The organism is Pseudomonas endophytica, assembly GCF_001411475.1.
Classification (GTDB): Bacteria; Pseudomonadota; Gammaproteobacteria; order Pseudomonadales; family Pseudomonadaceae; genus Aquipseudomonas; species Aquipseudomonas endophytica.
In genome coordinates, this window is the sequence record NZ_LLWH01000216.1 from 1 (window position 1) to 20721 (window position 20721).

The following is a 20721-nucleotide window of genomic DNA, read 5'->3' on the forward strand; positions in this document are numbered from 1 at the left end:
GCCGCGACTGTCGACCGCCAACACCACTTCTGGCTCGGGGTTGTTCCAACTGGAGCCGGGGTGGATGCCAATTGCGTTGCCGCTACCTATGGCGGCCAATATCGGCGCCTTGGTGAAGATTTCAGCGTCCGGGCCAATTCCGACTTCAAGGTATTGCGACCACATTTTTTGCTCGATCAGCACCTTCTTGAGGCTCATCGCTTGGGGGGAGCCGGGTTTCAGGTTGCGCAGGTTGTCGCCGATGGCGGTTTGCACCAAAGCGCGAATCTCTTCGGCGCGCAGGGCGTCGCCACCGGCTTTTTCTTCGATCACTCGTTCGATCATGCTTGAGGCAAACGTTACCCCCGCAGCCTTGATCACTTGCAGGTCAGTCGGGGCCAGCAGATAAGGTTTTGCTAGGTCGCGCTGTTCACCGCTGTTGGCCAGCAGGTCGTGAACCGAGCCCAGTGAAGTGCCATTGATTTCACGCACGCGATGCAACGGTTTTTCGGTATCGAGCAGCAGGCTCAGGGTCGGGAAGTGGGCGCTGCAGTCGAGCACTTCGCCGTCACGAATCACCACCACCGCCGGGCCGCCACGCTCGCCGGGGAGCCATACGCGACCCACCAATGTTGCCCGTTGCCAGTCGTGTGGCAGGGAGTTTTCAATCGTCAGCTGCAAGGTTGTCATGGGCGTATTCCTTAAATTTTGGGCGAATCCGTCCTGTAGGCGCTGTCGCAGCGCCTACAAGGGAGGTCGTGTCATTAGTGAGAGTGGCGGGGCGGGCCGTTTTCTGGGATCACGCGCCAGTACAAGGTCGCCGGTTCTAGGCAGCCGCCGGTGGATAATTGGCCGACCAGTTGGCGGTACAGTTCCTGCCACGGGGTTTGCGACGGGGCCAGCGGTGGCAACGGCTCTTGGCGGCGCTCGTCGAGTTCGGCTTCATCGACCAGCAGGTTCACACTGCGGGCGTTGAGGTCGACGCGCAGGCGATCGCCGGTGCGCAGCAACGATAAACCACCGCCCACCGCCGACTCTGGGGACATGTTAAGGATGGACGGGCTGGCCGAGGTGCCGCTTTGACGACCGTCGCCCATGCACGGTAAGGAGTCGATGCCTGCCTTAATCATGGCGGACGGCGGGGTCATGTTCACCACCTCGCCACTGCCAGGGAAACCCACGGTGCCGCAGCCACGAATCACCAGAATGCAGCGCTCATCAATCTCCAGCGACGGGTCGTTGATGCGGGCCTGATAGTCCTCCGGCCCTTCGAAGACGATGGCGCGCGCTTCAAAACTGTTGGGCCGTTCCGGATCGCTGAGGTAGGTGCTGCGAAAGGCTTCGCCGACCACCGACATCTTCATGATCGCGCTGTCGAAGAAGTTGCCGCTGAGCACGATAAAGCCCGCGCGGTGCATCAAGGGGTCTTCGTAGGAGCGGATCACGTCGCGGTCGCCGGTCACGCAATCGGCCACCACGTCGCCCATGTTGCGCCCGCTCACTGTCAGGCAGTCGCGGTGCAGGCGGCCCACTTTGTCCAGCTCGTGCATCACCGCTGGCACACCACCGGCACGGTGGAAGCTTTCACCCAGGTATTCACCGGCGGGCATGCAGTTAACCAGCAACGGGACGTCTTCACCCACGCGCTGCCAGTCATCCAGTGACAGGTCGATGCCGCTGTGTCGGGCAATAGCAATCAGGTGCGGCGGGCAGTTGGTAGACGCGCCGAGTGCCGAGGCCACGGCGATAGCGTTTTCAAAGGCCGCGTGAGTCATGATCTGCGACGGACGTACGTCTTCGCGCACCAGATCAACGATGCGCATGCCGGTGGCGTAAGCCATTTGCCCGCGCTCGCGGTAGGGCGCCGGAATACTTGCACAGCCGGGCAATGACATGCCCAATGCTTCGGCCAGCGCGTTCATCGACAGCGCGGTGCCCATGGTGTTGCAGTGGCCCACCGACGGCGATGAAGCGGTGGTCAGGGTCATAAACCCCTCGTAGTCGATTTCTCCTGCACTGAGCAAATTACGCGCATGCCACAGCACGGTGCCGGAGCCGATGCGCTGGCCTTTATGCCAACCGTCGAGCATGGGGCCGCCCGACAGCACGATGGACGGCAGGTCGGTGGTGGCCGCTGCCATCAGGCACGCGGGGGTGGTTTTGTCACAGCCGGTAGTCAGCACCACGCCATCCAGCGGATAGCCATGCAGCACTTCGACCAGCCCCAGATACGCCAAGTTGCGGTCCAGCGCGGCGGTCGGGCGACGCGATTGTTCAGCAATCGGATGGACCGGAAACTCCATCGGGATCCCGCCTGCGTCACGGATCCCGTCCTTGACTCGCTTGGCCAATTCAATGTGATGCCGGTTGCAGGGCGTCAGGTCGCTGCCGGTTTGCGCGATACCGATAATAGGCCGCCCCGATTGCAGTTCGGCGCGGGTCAGCCCTTGGTTCATGTAGCGTTCAACGTACAGCGCGGTAAGGTCAGCATGGCTGGGGTCATCGAACCATAACTGGCTGCGCAGGCGGCGTGGGGAAGATTGGGTCATGGCAGGCTCCAGCAAAATATTTTTATTCAGGCAATGTGTTGTTGCGGCGTATCTGGCGGATCAGCCCGGCATGATCGAGTTCGCCGTCACCGGCCTCGACCATCGCAGCAAACAGACCGTCGACCAAGCTTGCCACTGGCAGCGACAAGCCTAGCTTCTGCGCTTGGGCCAAGGCTGTGCGGGTGTCTTTGAGTTGCCATTTGGCGGGGCCACCGGGGGTGAAGTCGTTGCTCAGCATGCGCTGACCGTGTTGCCGCCAGATCGGTGAGTCGATAAAACCGCCCATCAAGGCTTCGTGCACCTTGGAGGGGTCGGCACCGCCGCGTTCGGCCAGCAGCAGACCTTCGGCGACGGTGGCAATGGTGCTGGCGACGATCAGCTGATTGACCAGCTTCGACAGCTCGCCAGTTCCCGCTGGGCCGACGTGCACCGGCCGGCCCATGGCCGCCAATACCTGGCGACCTTGCTCGAAGGCGGCGGTTTCGCCGCCGACCATAATCGCCAAGCTGGCTTCGCGAGCCCCGCGCTCGCCGCCCGATACCGGAGCGTCGAGGTAACCCAACCCCAGCTCAGCGCTGAGACGGGCTTGCGCGACGGCGGTGTCGACCGGGATCGAACTCATCACCACCACCAGCGCACCCGTGGCCAAGGCCTGGGCGGCGCCGTTTTCAGCAAACAGCACCTCATCGCAAGTTGGGCCATCGCTGAGCATACAGATCAGCACGTCAGCGCCTTCGGCGGCCTGGGCCGGGGTGTTAAACACCTCGGCGCCTTGTGCAGACAACTCCTGAGCCTTGGCCGCAGAACGGTTCCAGACCCGAACCGGATAGCCCGCGTGCAACAGGTTGCGGGCCATGGGCTGGCCCATGATCCCGGTGCCAATAAACGCTACAGTTTGCAGGCTCATGCCTTGCCTCCCACGGTTGATGTCGCTGGGCTCGACGCATTACCCAGCGTCACTTTGTTGCGCGGCATAAAGACCATGCCCAAGCCACCGGCGCCGACCAGCGCAGCAATCACCAAGAAACCCGGGGTGTAGCTGCCGGTCAGGTTGAACAGGTAGCCCGTGAGGTAAGGGCCAATAAAGCCGCTGAGGTTACCGATGGAGTTGATCAGGCCAATCCCTGCGGCGGCCCCAAGGCCGGTCAGCACTTGCCCCGGTACAGCCCAGAACACGTTGATCGCGCTGTAAACGCCCACCGCCAACAAGATGAAACCGATGACGATGATCCACGGCTGGTTGAGCCACAGGGCCACGGCGATAGCCACGGCGGCCAGCATCGCAGCACCGCCCGCATGCCAGTGGCGCTCTTGCAGACGGTCCGAGCGGCGGCTCCACCAGATCATGGCAACGGCAGCGACGGCGTAAGGAATGGCGGTGATCAAGCCGTTTTGCATCAGGCCGATTTCCAGCCCGAACGAACCACGGAAAGACGCCAGCACCGTTGGCATAAAGAAGTTCATGGCGTTGGAGCCCGAAGTGATCCCGAAGTACACCAGCGCCAACAGCCACACCTGACGGCTGGACAGCGCCTTGCGGATCATCTGCCATTTGGTCGGTTGAATGCCCACCACCAGCGGCTTATTGCGCTCTTCATGTTCTAGGGTGTTGATCAGCCAGTTGCGTTGCTGGTCGGTCAGCCAATGCGCTTGGTGCGGGTGGTCGGTGAGGTAGAAGTAGCAGACCACGCCGAGAATCACCGCCGGGATGGCTTCGACGATGTACATCAGGCGCCAGCCGACGAAGCCCAGCGCGTCGCCCATTTCCATCAGACCCACAGACAGCGGTGCGCCGATCACTTGAGCGATAGGTACGCCGAGGTAAAAGGTGGCGATCATGCGGGCGCGATAGCGGCTCGGGAACCACAGCGACAGCAGGTAAATCACCCCCGGAAAGAAACCGGCTTCAGCGATACCCAGTAGAAAACGCAGCGAGACAAAATGCACCGGCGTCTGCAAAAAGCCCATCGCGCCGGCGATGATGCCCCAGGTCACCATGATCCGGGCGATCCACACGCGAGCGCCGTAGCGGTGCAGCAACACGTTACTTGGCACTTCGAAAATGAAGTAGCCGAGGAAGAAAATCCCTGCACCCAGGCCATACAAGGTCTGGCTGATACCGATGTCATCGTTCATCCGCAGCGCGGCGAAGCCCACGTTGTTCCGGTCCAGGAAGGCGACCACAAACAACAGAATCAAAAAGGGGATCATGCGTTTGGTAACGCGTTTGATCGTTTGTTGTTCGATGTCAGAGACATCTGCAAGTGGTGTGGTCATATCGCACAGCCTCAATTTTTATTGTTGTTTTTCTTCCTGTAAGAGCGAGCGTGCTCACGATCTTTTTATGCTTAAAAGATCCCGAGCATGCTCGTTTCTACAAGGGGAATCAGTTAGCAGTGTCTTCTATGTGCGCACGCACGATGGCGTCGAAGTCCGGGTCGGCGTTAAAGCCCAACGCACGAGCACTCGGCGCTTGAACCTTGCTCGGCCAACTTTCAACAATGCGCTGAATAGTCGCGTCCGGCTCCCAACGAATCAGTTGAGTCGCTTGCTCACCGGCCACGCGTTGCAGCGCTGCGACCATGTCGGCCACGGTGGTGGTCACGCCCGGCAATGGAATGATGCGCTCGCCGCCTAAAGTCTGTGGTGACAGCGTCATACCCAGCAACATCGACTCGACAATGCGTCGTGGCGAGGTCAGGTACACACGGGTGTCTGGGCGCACAGGGCACACGGCGGGCAAGCCCACCAGCGGCTCACGAATAATTGAACTGAAGAAGGTCGAGGCCGCTTTATTCGGTTTGCCGGGGCGCACAGCCACGGTCGGCAGGCGCAATACGCGACCATCAACAAAACCTTTGCGGGCATAGTCGGCCACCAGCAATTCGCCCACGGCTTTTTGCATGCCATAAGACGATTGCGGGGTGAGTACGGTGTCGTCATCGACCACGTCTGGCAGCTTGCCGCCAAACACGGCAAAGCCGCTGGCGTACACCAGACGCGGCGCGGTGCCTTGTTTGCGCAGGGTTTCGAGCAACAGCATCAGGCCGTGCAAGTTCACCTGCATGCCCAGATCAAAATCGGCCTCAGCCGCTGAGCTGACCACTGCCGCCAAATGCCATACCAAATCAACACCATCGGTCACGCGGGCGATCACCTCAGGGTCAGCCACATCGCCGGTGACCAGTTCAATGCGTGGATCGCTGGGCACGTCCTCGCCCGCAAAGGCGTCAAATAGCACGATGCGCTCAATGCTGCGCGGCGCTTCGCCTTCCAAGGTCAACGTGTTCAAATCCAGCAGTTTTTGAGCCAATTGCTTGCCGATAAAACCAGTGCCGCCAGTGATCAGAATGCGCATGTGTTGTTCCTGCTTCTTATAGTTGTTCTGTGGTGGAGAACCGGGAGTTGGATCAGTCGGCTTGTACGGTGCGCTGGCTTTGCTCGCCAAGGCCCTGAATGCCTAAGCGCATCTGCTGACCCGCGCGCAGAAACACCGGCTCAGGTTTAATCCCAAGCCCCACACCCGGTGGCGTGCCGGTGGAAATCACATCGCCGGGTTGCAGTGACATGCAGCGGCTCAAGTAAGCAATCAGCGCCGGGATCTGGAACACCATGGTGTTGGTATTGCCGTTCTGGTAGCGCTGTCCGTCGACCTCAAGCCAAAGGTTAAGTTGGTGTGGATCACTGATTTCATCGCGGGTCACCAGCCACGGGCCAATCGGGCCGAAGGTGTCAAAACCCTTGCCTTTGTCCCACGTGCCGCCGCGCTCCAGTTGCCATTCACGCTCAGACACATCGTTGATCACGCAGTAACCGGCCACGTGGTCTAGGGCGTTGCTTTCGTCGATGTAACGACCGCCTTTACCAATCACCACGCCCAGTTCGACTTCCCAGTCGGTTTTGACCGAGTCACGGGGGATTTGCACATCATCGTTGGGGCCGCTAATGGCGCTGGTCCACTTGTTGAAAATCACCGGCTCAGACGGCACTGCCAGCCCCGACTCGGCGGCGTGGTCGGCGTAGTTAAGGCCGATACAGATGAATTTACCGACTTGGCCTACGCAGGCGCCGATGCGCGGTGAACCGCTAACCAGCGGCAGGCTGGCCGGGTCGATCTTACGCAGCGCTTCGAGGCTTGCAGGCTCAAGTGCCTTTCCGGCCACATCGCTGATATGCGCTGAAAGATCGCGGATATTGCCTTGGTCATCCAGCAGACCGGGTTTTTCCTGACCTTTTTCGCCGTAGCGCAGCAGTTTCATAAAAGCTCCTGTTCAAAGTTGAAAACTGATTCGGTGTAGGAGCGAGCTTGCTCGCGATCTTTTTAAAAGCTCGCTCCTGCATGGTTCGTTAATTGCTCATGCCGCCATCAATGATCTGGGTAGTGCCGGTGGTGTAGCTGCTAGCGTCGCTGGCCAGGTACAGCACCAACTGGGCGATTTCGTCAGCGTTACCGATGCGGCCCATGGGTTGGCGGGCGACAAAGGCTTGATACACCTCAGCCTCCGTGCGCCCTTGTTCACGGGCCTGTTCAGCAATACGTTGACGCAGCGACGGCGAGTCCACAGTGCCCGGACAAATAGCGTTACAGCGAATCCCTTGACTGATGTAATCGCTGGCCACCGATTTGGTCAAGCCAATAACCGCCGCTTTGCTGGCGGTGTAGGCAAAACGGTTGGGCACGCCTTTGACACTGGAGGCCACCGACGCCATGTTGATGATGCTGCCTGCGCCTGCCGCCAGCATGCCCGGCAAAAAGGCGCGGATCATGCGGTACATGGCCGTGACATTGAGGTCGAAAGAAAACTGCCAGGCCTGTTCGTCGCACTCCAGCAAGGCGCCGCTGTGCACGTAACCTGCGCAGTTGAACAGCACGTCGAGGGTGCCGACCTGCTGGCTGATTGTGTCAATGGCAGAGGCTTGGGTGACGTCCAGTTGCAGGGCTTGAATGCCGGGGATGTCTTGCAGCGTTTCTATATTCAAGTCGGTGGCGATCACCGAGGCACCTGCATCACGCAGGGCCAGTACCGTCGCGCGACCAATGCCGTTTGCTGCCGCGGTGATTAAAACGCGTTTGTTGGCGAGGTTCATGAGTGCAGATCCATTGTTTTTATGGGTTCTTATGCGGCCCACACTAATGTTGCGCTGCGATAATCGCCAATGAGATATTCTCAAGCCTCAATAACGGGAGGTTATCGGATGGCGGATGTCGCGTTCAATCAACTGTGCAACTGGTTACGATTCCGCCACTTAGTGTTGATCGACACCTTGGCTCGTACCCAAAACATGCACGCCACGGCGCAAGAAATGAACATCAGCCAGCCGGCGGTCAGCAAGATGCTGCGCGAGATAGAGCATCAATTGGGTTTTGATGTGTTCCAGCGTTTGCCACGCAGCATGTCGCTCACCGATCTGGGGAGCCACGTCGCGCGCTTTGCGCAAATAGCCCTCAACGACACCCAACAGTTCGTCGGTCAGATCAACCATCTGCGCCAAGGCGGGCATGGTTTCTTAAAAGTCGGCACCATCTACGCGGCCACGGCGATTGCGGTGCCCACCGCCATTGTTGAGGTCAAGCAGCAATGGCCTCTACTCTCCATCGAAGTGCTAGAAGGCACCAGCGCCAATATGCTGACCATGCTCGAACACAAGGAGCTGGACTTAGTGGTGGCGCGCTTCACCCTAGACCGCCATCGTGAGTTATTCGATTTTCAGGCCTTGGCCCCAGAGCCGCTGTGCTTGGTGACGGGCAGTCAGCATCCCTTGGCGGGTGCCAGTGAAATCCCTCTGACTGACCTCGGCAGTTGGCCGTGGGTGGTCTACCCAACCGGCACGCCGATGCGCGCCCGACTGGAACGGGCCTTTGTCGAGGCAGGCATGCAAACCCCAGAAAACACCGTCGAAACCGTGTCACTGCAAACCACCATGCAATTGTTGCAAACCGCCCCGATGGTCGCGATGTTGGCTGAGTCCATGGCCGAGCCAGAAGTTCAGGCCGGGCGCTTGACCCGCTTGGCGCTGCCGTTTCCGTTGGTGTTGGCCGACTACGGCATCATCACCCGCCGCAACGAGCCGCCCAGTTGGGCGATGCAAGCCTTTATCGACGCCTTGTTAAACGGCTCAGATGCCCTGCGAGGCGCTCAGCAGACACCTTGATAACTCGAGGTTATTAACTGATGGGATCTTGTGATTGGGCAGCGCGCATGCGGGCATCTAAAGTGCCAGTCGCCCACTCGAACGCGGCCCTGTAGGCGCTGTTGAGTAGGGCGCCATCGCTCACAAGAGGCGCGTATGAAAACAATAAAAAGCTACAAAACGCTGACTATCTTTTTTCTGTTCTTGATTGGTGTCGTTAACTACCTCGATCGCAGTGCGCTCTCCATCGCGAACACCACCATCCAAAAAGACTTGGCCATCAGTCCGATGCAAATGGGCGTCATGCTCTCGGCCTTTTCCATCGCCTACGCCTTTTCGCAACTGCCCCTTGGCGCGCTGATCGACAAGCTCGGTAGCAAGCTCGCCTTGGGCGGCTCGCTGGTGGTGTGGTCGGTGGCACAAGCAGCCTTTGGCTTGTTCAGCAGTTACGGGCATTTGGTGGGGTTGCGGGTGTTACTGGGCATTGGCGAAGCGCCGGTGTTCCCGTCAGCGGCCAAGGCATTGTCCGAGTGGTTCGACACCCAAGAACGCGGTACGGCCACCGGCTGGGTCTGGTCGTCGACCTGCATTGGCCCCTGCTTGGCGCCGCCTTTGCTCACCTTGTTTATGGTGCATCTGGGCTGGCGTGGGATGTTTATCCTGACCGGCGTAATCGGCTTGGTACTGGCGGTGTGCTGGTTCAAATTCTACAAAAGCAAAGCCGAATACATGGCCGCCACCGGCCGTGCAGAACCGGTGGCGGTGCAACACAAAGCAGCGCCAAAAATGCGCTGGACCTCACTGTTTAAAGACCGCAACACCTGGGGCGCGTTTCTTGGTTTTATGGGCGTGATCTACATGATCTGGCTTAACTTGACCTGGTTGCCGGGTTACTTTGAGCGCGAACATGGCCTAGACCTGTATCGCACCGCTTGGGTGGTGTCACTGGCTTACTTGTTTGGTGCATTGGGCACCATCGTTGCTGGGCGCTGCTGCGACAAACTGGTGGCGCGCGGCATGCGCGTACTTGCCAGCCGCAAACTGATGGTGATCTTGGGCTTGCTCGGCGGGGCGTTGTTTACCTTGATCGTGGCCTTCACCACCAACGTGGTCGCGTGCGTCGTACTGCTGTGCCTGACCATGTTCTTCATCAACATCTCCAGCGCCACCGCGTGGATGATCGTCAACACCATCGTGCCGTCTGAGCGAGTGGCCTCGTTTGGTTCGATCCAAAATTTTGGTGGCTACTTGGCAGGCTCGATTGCCCCCATCCTCACGGGCTTCAGCGTGCAACAGACGGGCTCGTTTTCTTCAGCGTTTGTGATCAGTGCGGTGGTTGCCGTGTGCTCGGCGTTTGCCTACTTTGCACTGCTTAAAGAGCCTGCGGCGCCGGTATCGCGGATGGGGAGGGCGCCTGCTACTGCCTAAAGACTCTGAGCGAGCTTGCCTCGCGATATTTTGATCTATAAAAATTGAGTCGCAGACCTCGACCGATGCAGTGTTGAACGCTTCCTTTCAACACTGCAGCACCGGCAGGTTTAAGTGGGATTGTTTCTTTAACGCTTCACAACCACGGTTATTTCCTCGGATCGCTTGACTCCTTCGGGGCTTAGTTGGGTCGCGTAAACATGAGCCGTATAGCTGGGTAGAATAGCCCCTGTGAAATTGTAGGCAGTATCCTTTGTTGGATGCCATATCGAGGACCGTAGAGTGATGTAGTACGTCATTTTGTCTTCATTGCTGTCTCCGGTAGAAGAGTCCCAACTTAACCGACATGTTGTCGCTGACGTCCATTCATAACGCAGGTTCCGAGGGGGCGTCGGGAACTCTAGAGGACCTTGATCCTTTACGGAGAAGTAGACTTTGTCAGAGCTGCTTTCACCGCCGATGTACTGGGTCGCCCGGATGACTTTTTCTCCTACGCCAAGTCTATGGCCGGTGAGGGACCAGTCACCGGAGTGATCAACCCAAGTGGTGCCGACTGAATTCCAACTCCCCCCTTTTGGTCCGTCCTCAATGATGACCAAGGCGCCTGGCGTCCCCCTGCCGGCATAGAGAGGGAGGGAGTTTTCTTCAAACACCGCACTCTCTTCAGGCGAGGTTAAGGTCACTGGGGCCACCTCCCTGGTGACTGTGAAGTCGCGCCGCACAAAATCGGAAGAATCGTAGTTCTGTGTCGCCCGTACTTCGCGCTGACCAAATGCAAGCTGGTGGCCAGTCAAAGACCAGTTCCCCGAAGGATTGACGATGGTTGCTCCCACTGTGAACCAATTGCCAGTGCGCAGGCCCTGCTCAACAGTGATTGTGGCATTGGGAGTTCCCTTACCGCTGTATACGGGGAGGTGGCTTTCATCAAAAGAAGCCCCGGCGGCAGGCGTCGTTAAGGTGATAGGAACCTTAACCACGTGCTTCACTGTGAAGGGATTGTAATGGGAACTACTCCCATTACTCTCCTGTATCGCTCGCGCTTCGCGCTCGCCAGCCGGGAGATTCTGGCCGATCAAGGACCATTCCCCAGAGCTATCGACGGTGATTGTTCCCACATAGGACCAGCCGCCAGTAATCTCGCCTTGATGAACAGTGATGATGGCGCCAGGCGTTGCACTGCCGCTGTATCTGGGAAAATGATCCGGATCAATAACAGCACCCTCTGCAGGTGAAGTTAATGTCACCGGGTGCTCAATCCGTTCAGTGACTGTAAAGCTGTTGGATGCGAAGCAATCGCCGCCATATTGTTGTGTCACTCGCACTTCGCGTTTGCCGGCAGTGAGTTTCTCTCCTGAGAGGGACCAGTCACCGTTGATATTGACATAGGCCGTTCCAACGTTATACCACGCACCCGTGAGCGGGCCCTGTTCAATGGTCACAGCCGTACCGGGGGTCCCTCTGCCGCGATAGACAGGCTCGTGATTAACATCAAACGATGCGCCCCCGGCGGGAGACGTCAATGTGACAGGATAACGGGGCATTTTATCCATGACGGTGAAGGTGTTTCTTGCGAAGCCAGACCCTCCGTTAGTTTGTGTTGCCCGCGCTTCACGTTCACCAGCCGTCAGGCCAGCGCCTAATAAGGACCAGTCCCCTGAGCTATCGACGGTGGCGGTGCCTACCTCTTCCCATCCGCCAGAGCGCAGGCCCTGCTCAACGGTGATCGTGGCACCGGGAGCGCCTTTGCCCCTGTATTTTGGCATGTGCCCCACACCAAAAATCGCCCCCTGCACAGGGCTTGTTAGCGTGCAGGGAACCTCGAGTGGTGGAAGGTTGCGCTCAAGTTTGTCGGTTTTCCGATCGAAGTTGTTCCAGATTTTTTCCTTGAGGTCAGGAAACTTGGCGAGTTCGCTACGGGTCGCGTCATCCATCTGCATCCCCCACTCCTCAAAGAATGGTGTTAAATTTCGCCCCGTGACGTTTGCTGCTGTCACCATAAAGTGCTGCCGAACAGCAAAGTCGTTGACGGGTTCGGGGATGCCCTTCGCATTCTCAATACGAAACTGCTGAGACAAATGGGCATAAAAGTTATTTCCGAAGCCACGGCGCAGTTGATCAAACATTAAAACCTTGAGCCTGTCATTGCTTCCAATATCTTCAAAGTCTCGTTGGGCAATCGGAGTTTTCCGAAATATCGCAACATCTTCGCGGACCGAGTCTACGTCAAGGTAGTTGGGGTAGCCCTGCGCTTCTTGTACCGTTAACGAAGAGACATTGTTGGTGATTTAACCCAAACCACTCCATCTGTTTTCATTCATTTGATACGTATGGCCAACTTCGTGATAAAGGCCAAATTGATCATTTTCTGAGCCAACGAGAATTGTGGTGCCAGCGCCAGTCGATATTTGAAATGTGATGCGGTAAGAAGTGGCTGATGCATAGCCGGCCCCCTCATCGGGATTAGCGATGTACATGTAGTGAGATGATTTATGAGCGCAATCAAGTGCGTATCTGGACAGCCCGAAGTGCGCATTGGTGTAGGCGACCACTTCGTCCATCATGGCGATTCTTCGGTCAAGATTGGTTGGTTGAGCTATCAGGTCAATCACAGCCTTCGCATATTGAAAATTGGCGTGAATATATTCACCAATAAGTTCAATGAAAGGGGCTAGGTTCCACTGCAAAATTTGTAAGTTGAATTCGTCTCGGGTCGTCACACCCTTAATGAAAGTAGGGATGGGGTATCCTCCTTCAATTTCGACGAAGGCATCACCACTGGATCGCCGATTTTGAATGTAGACCATGCCATCTATTGGGGCGACTATCCTATTGGCACCAGCATTCAAGCTATGGGAAATGGGTTGGGTTGAAACTCCATTGTTCAGGTTTGCATAGACTCCATATTGCCCGATTACAACTTCCAGGCCACTGATGGAGGGTGACACAGTAATCGTAAGGGGGGTTCCTTTCTTGGCGTATCGCCCTGTGGGTTGGAAGTTGCTATGAGGAAACCGGAGTCCCTCCGCTCTTGCAGCCGCCTTTGCATCTCCGAGGGCTTTAGCGAGAAGCGTGGATTTCCCGTATTTGATGATCAACTGTAGATGAGTGATTTCTGTGATGTCAGAAACACTTGGCGAGGATGAGGTCATGAGTCGTCCTGTCGATGAGGGTGCACTAGACAGGTTGAGTGTGGAGGGATGCGTATTAATTACTACTGTTAGAAGTTACAGTTTTTTATAGTTTTTAGACTTAATGCAGGCTGATTTTTGTGGGTTTTATTGAGTGGGATGATGGTGCGCGAACCTGTCGTGCCGCAGATTGGCGACGTGCTTTGGAACGGGTGTTTCGACGTTTCGCGATCAGTGCAGGAGAAACGGTGTGCCAGTCCAAGCCGCGGTGTCGTCACGGCTAGGGCCAGCAAGCCCGCTCCCACTTAAAGCCGTCAGGCTGATCGCGCCACTTGAGTTGCGTTGGTCTGTTTGCCCGGCGCGCTTGCTTTTCTGGCCGAGCGCAACAACATCAATGTCCCCACCAGTGCTGTACCCGCCAGGAAGTACATCCCGGCATGAGCACTGTCGAACTGTTGTTCGGCCCAGGTTTTGACCGTCGGCGCGAGAAAGCCGCCGAGGTTGCCCAGCGCGCCAATCACGGCGATGCCGCTGGCCGCGGCGGCGCCACTGAGGAAGCGGGTCGGTAAGGTCCAGAACAACGGTTGTACGGTGATGAATCCGGCTGCCGCCAGGCAGAACGCCAGGATCACCAACGGCAGGCTGGCGCTCAAGGTCGAACCGACCATGCCCACCGCCGCCAACGCCAGCATGAGTGCGGCGAACCGGGTTTGTTGGCCTTTGCGGTCGGCGTAGCGGGTCACGGCATACAGCACGGTGACGGTGGCAATCCACGGGATGGACGTCAACAGGCCAACCTCCAGACCAATGCCGGTGCCGAGCAACTCGGCAATTCGCGTCGGCAGGTAAAACAACACGCCGTATACGCTGACCTGGATCGTGAAGTAGATCAGGGTGAAGTACAGCACCGTCGGGTTGATCAGCGCAGCACGCCACGATGACGGGCCTTTGTCGGTCTTGAGCAGGTGTTCCTTTTCCAGTTCGTGCTCGACGGCAGCTTTTTCTTCGTTGCTCAGCCATTTGGCCGTGCGCGGTTTGTCAGTGAGGTAGAACAGCGCAAACACGCCGATCACCGAGGCGGCGAGACCTTCGGTAACGAACATCCATTGCCAGCCGGTCAGGCCAAACTGCGCGCTTTCCAGCAGCCAGCCCGACACCGGGCCTCCGATCATTAATGACACTGGCACCCCGAAGTAGTAAATGCCGTAGGCCGCGCCGCGCTTGTTCTGCGGGAACCAGTAGGTGAGGTACAGCACCACGCCCGGCGACAGGCCTGCTTCGGCCACGCCGAGCAAGAACCGCAGGATGTAGAAGCTGGTTTCGTTGTGGGCAAACATCATTGCCGCCGACACCAGCCCCCAAGTGATCATGATCCGGCTCAGCCAGATGCGCGCGCCAATTTTGTGCAGCATCAGGTTGCTGGGCACTTCAAAGACGGCATAGCCGATAAAGAAAATACCCGCGCCCAAGGCAAACGCGGCGTTACTCAGGCCGGTGTCAGCTTGTAAGGCATGTTTGGCAAAGCCAATGTTCGATCGGTCAATAATTGCCATCGCGAACATCAAGGCGACAAAGGGCAGGATGCGCCAACGAATCTTGCTGAGCGCCTGATTCAACACAGAGTTAGACATGAGTAGCTCCGATTATTTTTTTTTGTGGAGTACAGCAACAAGGGTACAGCGATTAACGTGTTTTCAAGGCCGCGCGGGCATAGGCCGCCACGATGACAAAACAGCCCATCGGCAACAGATAAGCCATCGCGGTCGAGGCGTGGTCGGCGAGCATGCCCATCACATAGGGCAACAGGGCGCCGCCGACAATGGCCATGATCATGAATGAGCTGCCGCGCTTGGTATGGGGGCCGAGGTTTTTAACGCCCATGGCGAACAGCGTCGGGAACATGATCGACATAAAAAAGAACGTCGCTATCAGCGCCACCACTGATACGCCTTCAACGCCCATTACGACCACAGCACACAGGGCCACGTTGATCAGCGCGTAAATCAGCAGCAGGCGCTGGGCGTTGATACGGCCCATTAACCAAGTGCTGAAAAAGCGCCCAAACATGAAGCTGAGCATGGCGACCGAGAGCAGATACGCTGCTTGCTGGCTGCTCATGTGGGCCCAATGTTCGGTGACGTAGTTGATAAAAAATGCCCCAACCCCGACTTGCGCGCCGACGTAAAAGAACTGTGTGATCACCCCGGTGACGAACTCGCGGTGCTGCCACAGGCTTTTGTCGCTGAGGTGTTGGGCTTTGGTTTCTTGCTCGCGCAGGTCTGGCAGCGGAGTGCGGGCGATAAGCACAGCCACCAGCAGCACCATGGCCGCGATCACGAGGTATGTCATTTGCAGCGACTGCGTGGTGTCGGTGCTGTTGGCGCCACTGAAGAACAGCGCGCCGCCAATCAGCGGGCCAAAAAACTGCCCAAGACCGTTGAACGACTGCGCCAGATTCAAGCGTCGCTCAGCACCGGCAGGTGAACCCAGCACGGTGGCATACGGGTTGGCGGCGGTTTCGAGGCAGCCTAGGCCGCAGGCAATCACGAACAGGGCGAATAAAAAGAACTGAAAGCTTTGTGCGGCGGCAGCCGGCATAAACAGCAGCGCGCCAGTCGCGTACAGGCAAAGACCGAGCAGAATGCCAGCCTTGTAGCCGTACTTGTCCATCAGAAACCCGGCGGGCAGGGCGATCAGAAAATACGCACCGAAGTAGGCGCTTTGTAGCAAGCCGGACTGGGCCTTGCTGACGTGCAGCGTCTCTTGGAAATGCTTATTCAGCACATCCAGCAAGCCATAAGACAGGCCCCAGAGAAAGAACAGGCAGGTCACCAGAATCAGTGCCCAGCGATAGGACGTCACCGTCTTTGCAAGGGACGGCGCTACAACGTTCGAGTGCTTAAGTGACATGACGCATCTCCTTTTTATTGTTGTCAGCGACTTGCATGAATCCATCGGTAGGCGCTGGCGCAAGCTGCGATCTTTTGTGTTTAAAGATCAAAAGATCGCAGCCTGCGGCAGCTCCTACGGGGGCAGGCTGAATATTTGCGTCATGGGTGCCCACTTTTCGTCGGCTTGGGTCCACGGCGTTGGTTGTTGAAAACGCCACATCAGCGCTTCCCATTCCTGCACGCGGGCATCGCTGGCGCTGGCCTGTGCAAACGCCTTGGCGTCGAAATCCGGGGTGGTGTCCATGACCATGAACAGCCGCGTGCCCAAGCGCCAAATCTGCATGTCGAGTACCCCGTGCGGGCGCAGGTGGTCACTGATCTGCGGCCAGATGTGTTGGTGCAAGCGCTCGTACTCGGCAATCAGCGCCGGGTCGTCGATGAGGTCCAGTGCCAAGCATTGGCGGCTCATGTCAGCGCCCGGTCCAAGTGGGTATAACCACCGTCGACCACCCACCATTGGCCGGTGGTGTGCGAGGAGCGCGATGACAACAGAAACAACACGCTGTCGGCGATTTCTTGGCAGGTGGTCATGCGCTGACCCAACGGGATTTTCTCGACGATGCTCGCCAACTTGGCTGAAGGGTCAGGGAAGGTGTTGATCCAACGCTCGTATAACGGGGTCATGACTTCGGCCGGGATCACTGCGTTTACACGGATACCGTCGGGCAGCAAGGAGGTGGCCCATTCGCGGGTCAGTGACAATTGCGCGCCTTTGGCCGCGGTATAGCCGCTGGTGCCGCCTTGGCCGGTGAGGGCCGTTTTGGAGCTGATATTAACGATGGAACCGCGTGTGGCCTTGAGCGCGTCGACGCACAAGTGGGTCATGAGGTAGTAATGGATCAGGTTTTTTTCCAGCGACGCGATGAACGCTGAACGTCCTGCTTCCAAGCCCACCCCGTCATTCACGCCCGCGTTGTTGACCAACCCGTCGATACGCCCAAAGCGTTGCAGCACACTGGCCACCGCGGCGCGACAGGCGTCTTCGTCGCGCAATTCAACTTGGATAAACAGACTGTGTGAGGCGCGTTGATCCAACTGGCAGGCCAGTTCATCCGACAACGGGCTGTGACCAAAAATAACCGGGATCGCACCTTCATCGGCCAGCGCCAGAGAAATGGCCGCACCAATCCCGGACCCGCCGCCGGTGACGATAAAGACCTTGTCTTGCAGATAAAGATTCATGCGCTCACTCCTTTAATCCCGTAGATCGAGCAGGCGTTGCCGCCCCAAATCGCTGATTGTTGTGTGGCGCTGAGGGTGCGCACGACGCTGTCAATGAGGGTGTGGGTGGTGGGGTAGTCGCTGGCCAGCAGGCATACAGGCCAGTCTGAGCCGAACATCAAGCGTTCAGGCCCAAACAGCTCTAGGGCGGTGTGCAGATATGGCGTCAGTTGATCGCTGCGCCAGTGTTGCCAGTGCGCTTGGGTTATCAGCCCCGACAACTTGCAACTGACATGCTCCAAGGCTGCCAATGGCGCCAATTGCTCGGCCCACGCAGACAGGGCGTTGGCCTGTACATCGGGTTTGGCGAGGTGATCAAGCACCATGTGATGCTGGTCGTGTCGCTGGCACAGTTGCGTTGCCGCGCTCAGGTCGCAGGCTTTGATCAGCACTTCGTAGACTTTGCCGTGACGCTGCAAGGTCGCCAGCCCCCGATTGAACTTGGGGGTTTGCATAAACGCGGCAGGCGAGGGCTCGTCTTGTAGCTGATGACGAAAACCGCTCAACGCCGACGCTTGGTGCCAACGTTCCAGCGACTGTTCAAGGTCGGCGGCGCACAAGTCGACCCAGCCCACCACGGCGTAGATCCACGGGTAACGTTTGGCCAGCAGCAATAACCGGTCAGTCTCGTGTTCGCTGGCTTGGGCCTGCACGGCAATGCAGCCATCCAGCCCGGCCTGATCGAGCAAGGGCCGCAAGTCATCGGGCTGAAAATCCCGGCGCAAGCAAGCCATCTCACGCTCAATCCAAGGATAGGACGCAGCGTCATAGCGCCAGAAGTGCTGGTGCGCATCTAGCCGTAATGGGTGTGTGGACGACATTATTCTTGTACTCCGCCCGTTCAACAGTCTGAGTTAACCCCGATAGCGGTATTGCTCGCGGGACGCGGCTTTCATCTGGATCGAGAAACCCGGTGCCTGCGGTGGCATGTACGCGGCATTGCGGATCACACACGGGTCTTCAAAGTGTTCGTGCAGATGGTCAACAAACTCCACCACACGGCCTTCGTACGTGGCGGCAAAGCACAGGTAGTCGATCATCGACAGGTGCTGGACGTATTCGCATAAACCCACACCCCCGGCATGCGGACAGACCGGTAAGTTGTACTTGGCCGCCATCAGCAACACCGCCAGTACCTCGTTAACGCCACCCAAGCGGCAGGCATCAATCTGCACCACATCAATCGCTTCGCGCATGATCAGTTGCTTGAACACAATACGGTTCTGGCACATTTCGCCGGTCGCGACTTTGACTGGGCTGACCCCCAAACGGATTTTGCGGTGACCTTCGACGTCGTCGGGGCTGGTCGGTTCTTCAATGAACCATGGGTTGGCGAACGACAACTCACGCACCCAGTCAATGGCGGTATCGACTTCCCAGACTTGGTTGGCGTCGATCATTAACTGGCGGTGCGGGCCGATCACTTCGCGGGCGATGCGTACCCGGCGGATATCGTCATGCAGGTCGTGGCCGACTTTTAATTTGATATGAGAGAAGCCCGCGTCGACGGCTTCTTGGCACAGCCTGCGCAGTTTTTCATCGGCATAACCGAGCCAGCCAGCCGAGGTGGTGTAGCACGGGTAACCCTCGGCTTCGAGCAACGCCAAGCGTTCGGTCTTGCCGTGGGCGCGTTCGCGTAGCAGGGTCAGCGCTTCGTCAGGGGTGATGCAGTCGGTGATGTAGCGAAAATCAATGCAGCGCACCAGTTGCTCGGGGCTCATGTCCGCCACCAAGCGCCACACCGGCTTGCCCTCGGCCTTGGCCCACAAATCCCAAGCTGCGTTCACCACCGCACCGGTGGCCAAGTGGATGGCGCCCTTATCCGGGCCGATCCAGCGCAGTTGGCTGTCGCTGGTCACGTAGCGCCAGAAGCGGCCCATGTCTTCGGCGATCCAATCAAGCTTTAAACCCACCATTAACCCGGCCAGCGCCTTGATCGAGGCGCAGCAGATTTCGTTGCCCCGGCCGATGGTGAAGGTCAGGCCGTGGCCTTCGAGGTTGGGGGTGTCGGTTTCGAGGATGACATAGGCCGCGGAATAGTCTGGATCCGGGTTCATCGCATCCGAACCGTCCAGTGACAGGGAGGTGGGAAAACGAATGTCTTCAACGCGTACGGCAGTAATCGTGGTCATGGCGTTCTCCGGCTTAGTCAGCGTCGACAGTGCGTTGGTTTTGTTCACCTAGGCCGCTGATGCCTAAGCGGATGTGCTGGCCAGCGCGCAGGTATACAGGTTCGGGTTTTATGCCCAGACCCACGCCGGGCGGGGTGCCGGTAGAAATCACGTCGCCAGGTTGCAGGCTCATGAACTGGCTGAGGTAACTGACGATTTTCGGGATCTGGAAAATCATCGTCCGGGTGTTGCCGTTTTGGTAGCGCTTGCCGTCGACCTCTAGCCACAGATCGAGTTGGTGTGGGTCGGCGATTTCATCGCGAGTCACCAGCCAAGGGCCGAGTGGGCCGAAGGTGTCGCAGCCTTTGCCTTTGTCCCAGGTGCCGCCCAGTTCCAGTTGAAACTCGCGCTCGGAGACATCGTTGATCACGCAATAACCGGCCACGTGCTCCAGCGCATCGCTTTCGCTGATGTAACGACCGCCTTTGCCGATGACTACGCCCAGCTCGACTTCCCAGTCGGTTTTACGTGAGTTGCGGGGGATTTCGATGGCGTCGTTTGGGCCGACAATGGCGCTGGTCCACTTGTTGAAGACCACCGGCTTTGCCGGGATCGCCGCACCAGTTTCGGCGGCGTGATCGGCGTAGTTGAGGCCGATGCAGATGAACTGCCGTTAGTTGCTCCAGCCGCCGTCGATAATTTGCGTGGTGCCGGTGGTGAAGCCGCTGGCACTTGAGCCCAAGTACAAGGCCAGTTGCGCGATTTCTTGCGCGGTGCCGATCCGGCCCATGGGCTGGCGCGCGGCGAAGGCGGCATACACCTCGTCCACGCTGCGGCCTTCTCGCGCCGCTTGCTCGCGGATGCGCTGGCGCAGGGAAGGGGAGTCGACAGTACCGGGGCAGATGGCGTTGCAGCGGATGTTCTGGTTCACAAAGTCCGCCGCCACTGAGCGGGTCAGCCCCAACACGGCACCTTTGCTGGCGCAGTAGGCAAAGCGGTTGGGCACGCCTTTGATGCTGGATGCCACGGAGGCCATGTTGATGATCGAGCCGCCGCCGTTGTCCAGCATGCCCGGTAAAAAGGCGCGGATCATGCGATACATGGCGGTCACGTTAAGGTCGAGGGCGAACGCCCAATCGTTTTCACTGCACTCCAAGATAGTGCCGCTGTGGACCACGCCTGCGCAGTTGAACAGCACATTCAACGGGCCAAGCTCATTGGC

At 58.2% G+C, this 20721-nt stretch carries 15 protein-coding genes and 3 pseudogenes; 2 read left to right on the forward strand and 16 right to left on the reverse strand.

What is annotated here, in order from left to right:
• The 7 genes and pseudogenes from AQS70_RS20390 to AQS70_RS20420 form a co-directional block, all read right to left on the reverse strand.
• Positions 1-669: pseudogene (locus AQS70_RS20390) on the reverse strand (fumarylacetoacetate hydrolase); the annotation flags it as partial.
• Positions 670-743: 74 nt separating this feature from the next.
• A complete protein-coding gene (locus AQS70_RS20395) occupies positions 744-2528 on the reverse strand; it encodes an IlvD/Edd family dehydratase (protein WP_055104549.1) in 1785 nt (594 codons plus the stop codon).
• Between the two features lie 22 nt (positions 2529-2550).
• Positions 2551-3435 (reverse strand): NAD(P)-dependent oxidoreductase, encoded by an 885-nt coding sequence (locus tag AQS70_RS20400; RefSeq protein ID WP_055104550.1) that lies wholly within the window; start codon positions 3433-3435, stop codon positions 2551-2553.
• The gene (locus tag AQS70_RS20405) at positions 3432-4805 is read right to left on the reverse strand and encodes an MFS transporter (protein ID WP_055104551.1); all 1374 of its coding nucleotides are present in this window, start codon (positions 4803-4805) and stop codon (positions 3432-3434) included. The genes AQS70_RS20400 and AQS70_RS20405 overlap by 4 nt, the downstream gene beginning before the upstream one ends.
• A gap of 109 nt (positions 4806-4914) precedes the next feature.
• Positions 4915-5886 carry a D-erythronate dehydrogenase gene (gene denD / locus AQS70_RS20410; protein WP_055104552.1) on the reverse strand — a complete coding sequence of 324 codons (972 nt, stop codon included), beginning with the start codon at positions 5884-5886 and terminating at the stop codon, positions 4915-4917.
• A gap of 52 nt (positions 5887-5938) precedes the next feature.
• Entirely contained in the window at positions 5939-6787 is an 849-nt protein-coding gene (locus AQS70_RS20415) for an ureidoglycolate lyase (protein WP_055104553.1), read from the reverse strand.
• A gap of 88 nt (positions 6788-6875) precedes the next feature.
• Positions 6876-7616, reverse strand: a complete 741-nt coding sequence (locus AQS70_RS20420) for an SDR family oxidoreductase (RefSeq protein WP_055104554.1) — start codon at positions 7614-7616, stop codon at positions 6876-6878.
• Positions 7617-7724: 108 nt separating this feature from the next.
• Between AQS70_RS20420 and AQS70_RS20425 the strand changes: the two genes are divergently transcribed.
• Positions 7725-8681, forward strand: coding sequence for a LysR family transcriptional regulator (locus AQS70_RS20425; RefSeq protein ID WP_055104555.1), 957 nt, complete (start codon positions 7725-7727; stop codon positions 8679-8681).
• 135 nt (positions 8682-8816) lie between these two features.
• Positions 8817-10088 (forward strand): MFS transporter, encoded by a 1272-nt coding sequence (locus tag AQS70_RS20430; protein ID WP_055104556.1) that lies wholly within the window; start codon positions 8817-8819, stop codon positions 10086-10088.
• A gap of 128 nt (positions 10089-10216) precedes the next feature.
• Here the strand turns inward: AQS70_RS20430 and AQS70_RS20435 are convergent.
• The 9 genes and pseudogenes from AQS70_RS20435 to AQS70_RS20480 form a co-directional block, all read right to left on the reverse strand.
• A pseudogene (locus AQS70_RS20435) lies at positions 10217-13237 on the reverse strand (M60 family metallopeptidase).
• Between the two features lie 293 nt (positions 13238-13530).
• Complete coding sequence (locus AQS70_RS20445) at positions 13531-14847, reverse strand: MFS transporter (RefSeq protein ID WP_055104559.1); 1317 nt, start codon at positions 14845-14847, stop codon at positions 13531-13533.
• 52 nt (positions 14848-14899) lie between these two features.
• Positions 14900-16126, reverse strand: a complete 1227-nt coding sequence (locus tag AQS70_RS20450) for a sugar MFS transporter (RefSeq protein ID WP_055104560.1) — start codon at positions 16124-16126, stop codon at positions 14900-14902.
• Positions 16127-16240: 114 nt separating this feature from the next.
• On the reverse strand, positions 16241-16576 hold the full coding sequence (locus AQS70_RS20455; protein ID WP_055104561.1) for an L-rhamnose mutarotase: 336 nt from the start codon (positions 16574-16576) through the stop codon (positions 16241-16243).
• Positions 16573-17349, reverse strand: a complete 777-nt coding sequence (locus tag AQS70_RS20460) for an L-fucose dehydrogenase (protein WP_055104562.1) — start codon at positions 17347-17349, stop codon at positions 16573-16575. The genes AQS70_RS20455 and AQS70_RS20460 overlap by 4 nt, the downstream gene beginning before the upstream one ends.
• A complete protein-coding gene (locus tag AQS70_RS20465) occupies positions 17346-18209 on the reverse strand; it encodes an amidohydrolase family protein (protein ID WP_055104563.1) in 864 nt (287 codons plus the stop codon). Before AQS70_RS20465 ends, AQS70_RS20460 begins: the two co-directional genes overlap by 4 nt.
• 33 nt (positions 18210-18242) lie before the next feature.
• On the reverse strand, positions 18243-19520 hold the full coding sequence (locus tag AQS70_RS20470) for an L-fuconate dehydratase (protein ID WP_055104564.1): 1278 nt from the start codon (positions 19518-19520) through the stop codon (positions 18243-18245).
• A gap of 13 nt (positions 19521-19533) precedes the next feature.
• Positions 19534-20169: pseudogene (locus AQS70_RS20475) on the reverse strand (fumarylacetoacetate hydrolase family protein); the annotation flags it as partial.
• 3 nt (positions 20170-20172) lie between these two features.
• A partial coding sequence (locus AQS70_RS20480) for an SDR family oxidoreductase (RefSeq protein WP_055104565.1) occupies positions 20173-20721 on the reverse strand: 549 nt, incomplete at its 5' end.

Coding starts and splice junctions, on each gene's coding strand:
- AQS70_RS20445 (WP_055104559.1), bottom strand. CDS start 14,847: ATGTCTAACTCTGTGTTGAATCAGGCGCTCAGCAAGATTCGTTGGCGC.
- AQS70_RS20400 (WP_055104550.1), bottom strand. CDS start 3,435: ATGAGCCTGCAAACTGTAGCGTTTATTGGCACCGGGATCATGGGCCAG.
- AQS70_RS20460 (WP_055104562.1), bottom strand. CDS start 17,349: ATGAATCTTTATCTGCAAGACAAGGTCTTTATCGTCACCGGCGGCGGG.
- AQS70_RS20470 (WP_055104564.1), bottom strand. CDS start 19,520: ATGACCACGATTACTGCCGTACGCGTTGAAGACATTCGTTTTCCCACC.
- AQS70_RS20450 (WP_055104560.1), bottom strand. CDS start 16,126: ATGTCACTTAAGCACTCGAACGTTGTAGCGCCGTCCCTTGCAAAGACG.
- AQS70_RS20455 (WP_055104561.1), bottom strand. CDS start 16,576: ATGAGCCGCCAATGCTTGGCACTGGACCTCATCGACGACCCGGCGCTG.
- denD (WP_055104552.1), bottom strand. CDS start 5,886: ATGCGCATTCTGATCACTGGCGGCACTGGTTTTATCGGCAAGCAATTG.
- AQS70_RS20430 (WP_055104556.1), top strand. CDS start 8,817: ATGAAAACAATAAAAAGCTACAAAACGCTGACTATCTTTTTTCTGTTC.
- AQS70_RS20465 (WP_055104563.1), bottom strand. CDS start 18,209: ATGTCGTCCACACACCCATTACGGCTAGATGCGCACCAGCACTTCTGG.
- AQS70_RS20420 (WP_055104554.1), bottom strand. CDS start 7,616: ATGAACCTCGCCAACAAACGCGTTTTAATCACCGCGGCAGCAAACGGC.
- AQS70_RS20395 (WP_055104549.1), bottom strand. CDS start 2,528: ATGACCCAATCTTCCCCACGCCGCCTGCGCAGCCAGTTATGGTTCGAT.
- AQS70_RS20405 (WP_055104551.1), bottom strand. CDS start 4,805: ATGACCACACCACTTGCAGATGTCTCTGACATCGAACAACAAACGATC.
- AQS70_RS20425 (WP_055104555.1), top strand. CDS start 7,725: ATGGCGGATGTCGCGTTCAATCAACTGTGCAACTGGTTACGATTCCGC.
- AQS70_RS20415 (WP_055104553.1), bottom strand. CDS start 6,787: ATGAAACTGCTGCGCTACGGCGAAAAAGGTCAGGAAAAACCCGGTCTG.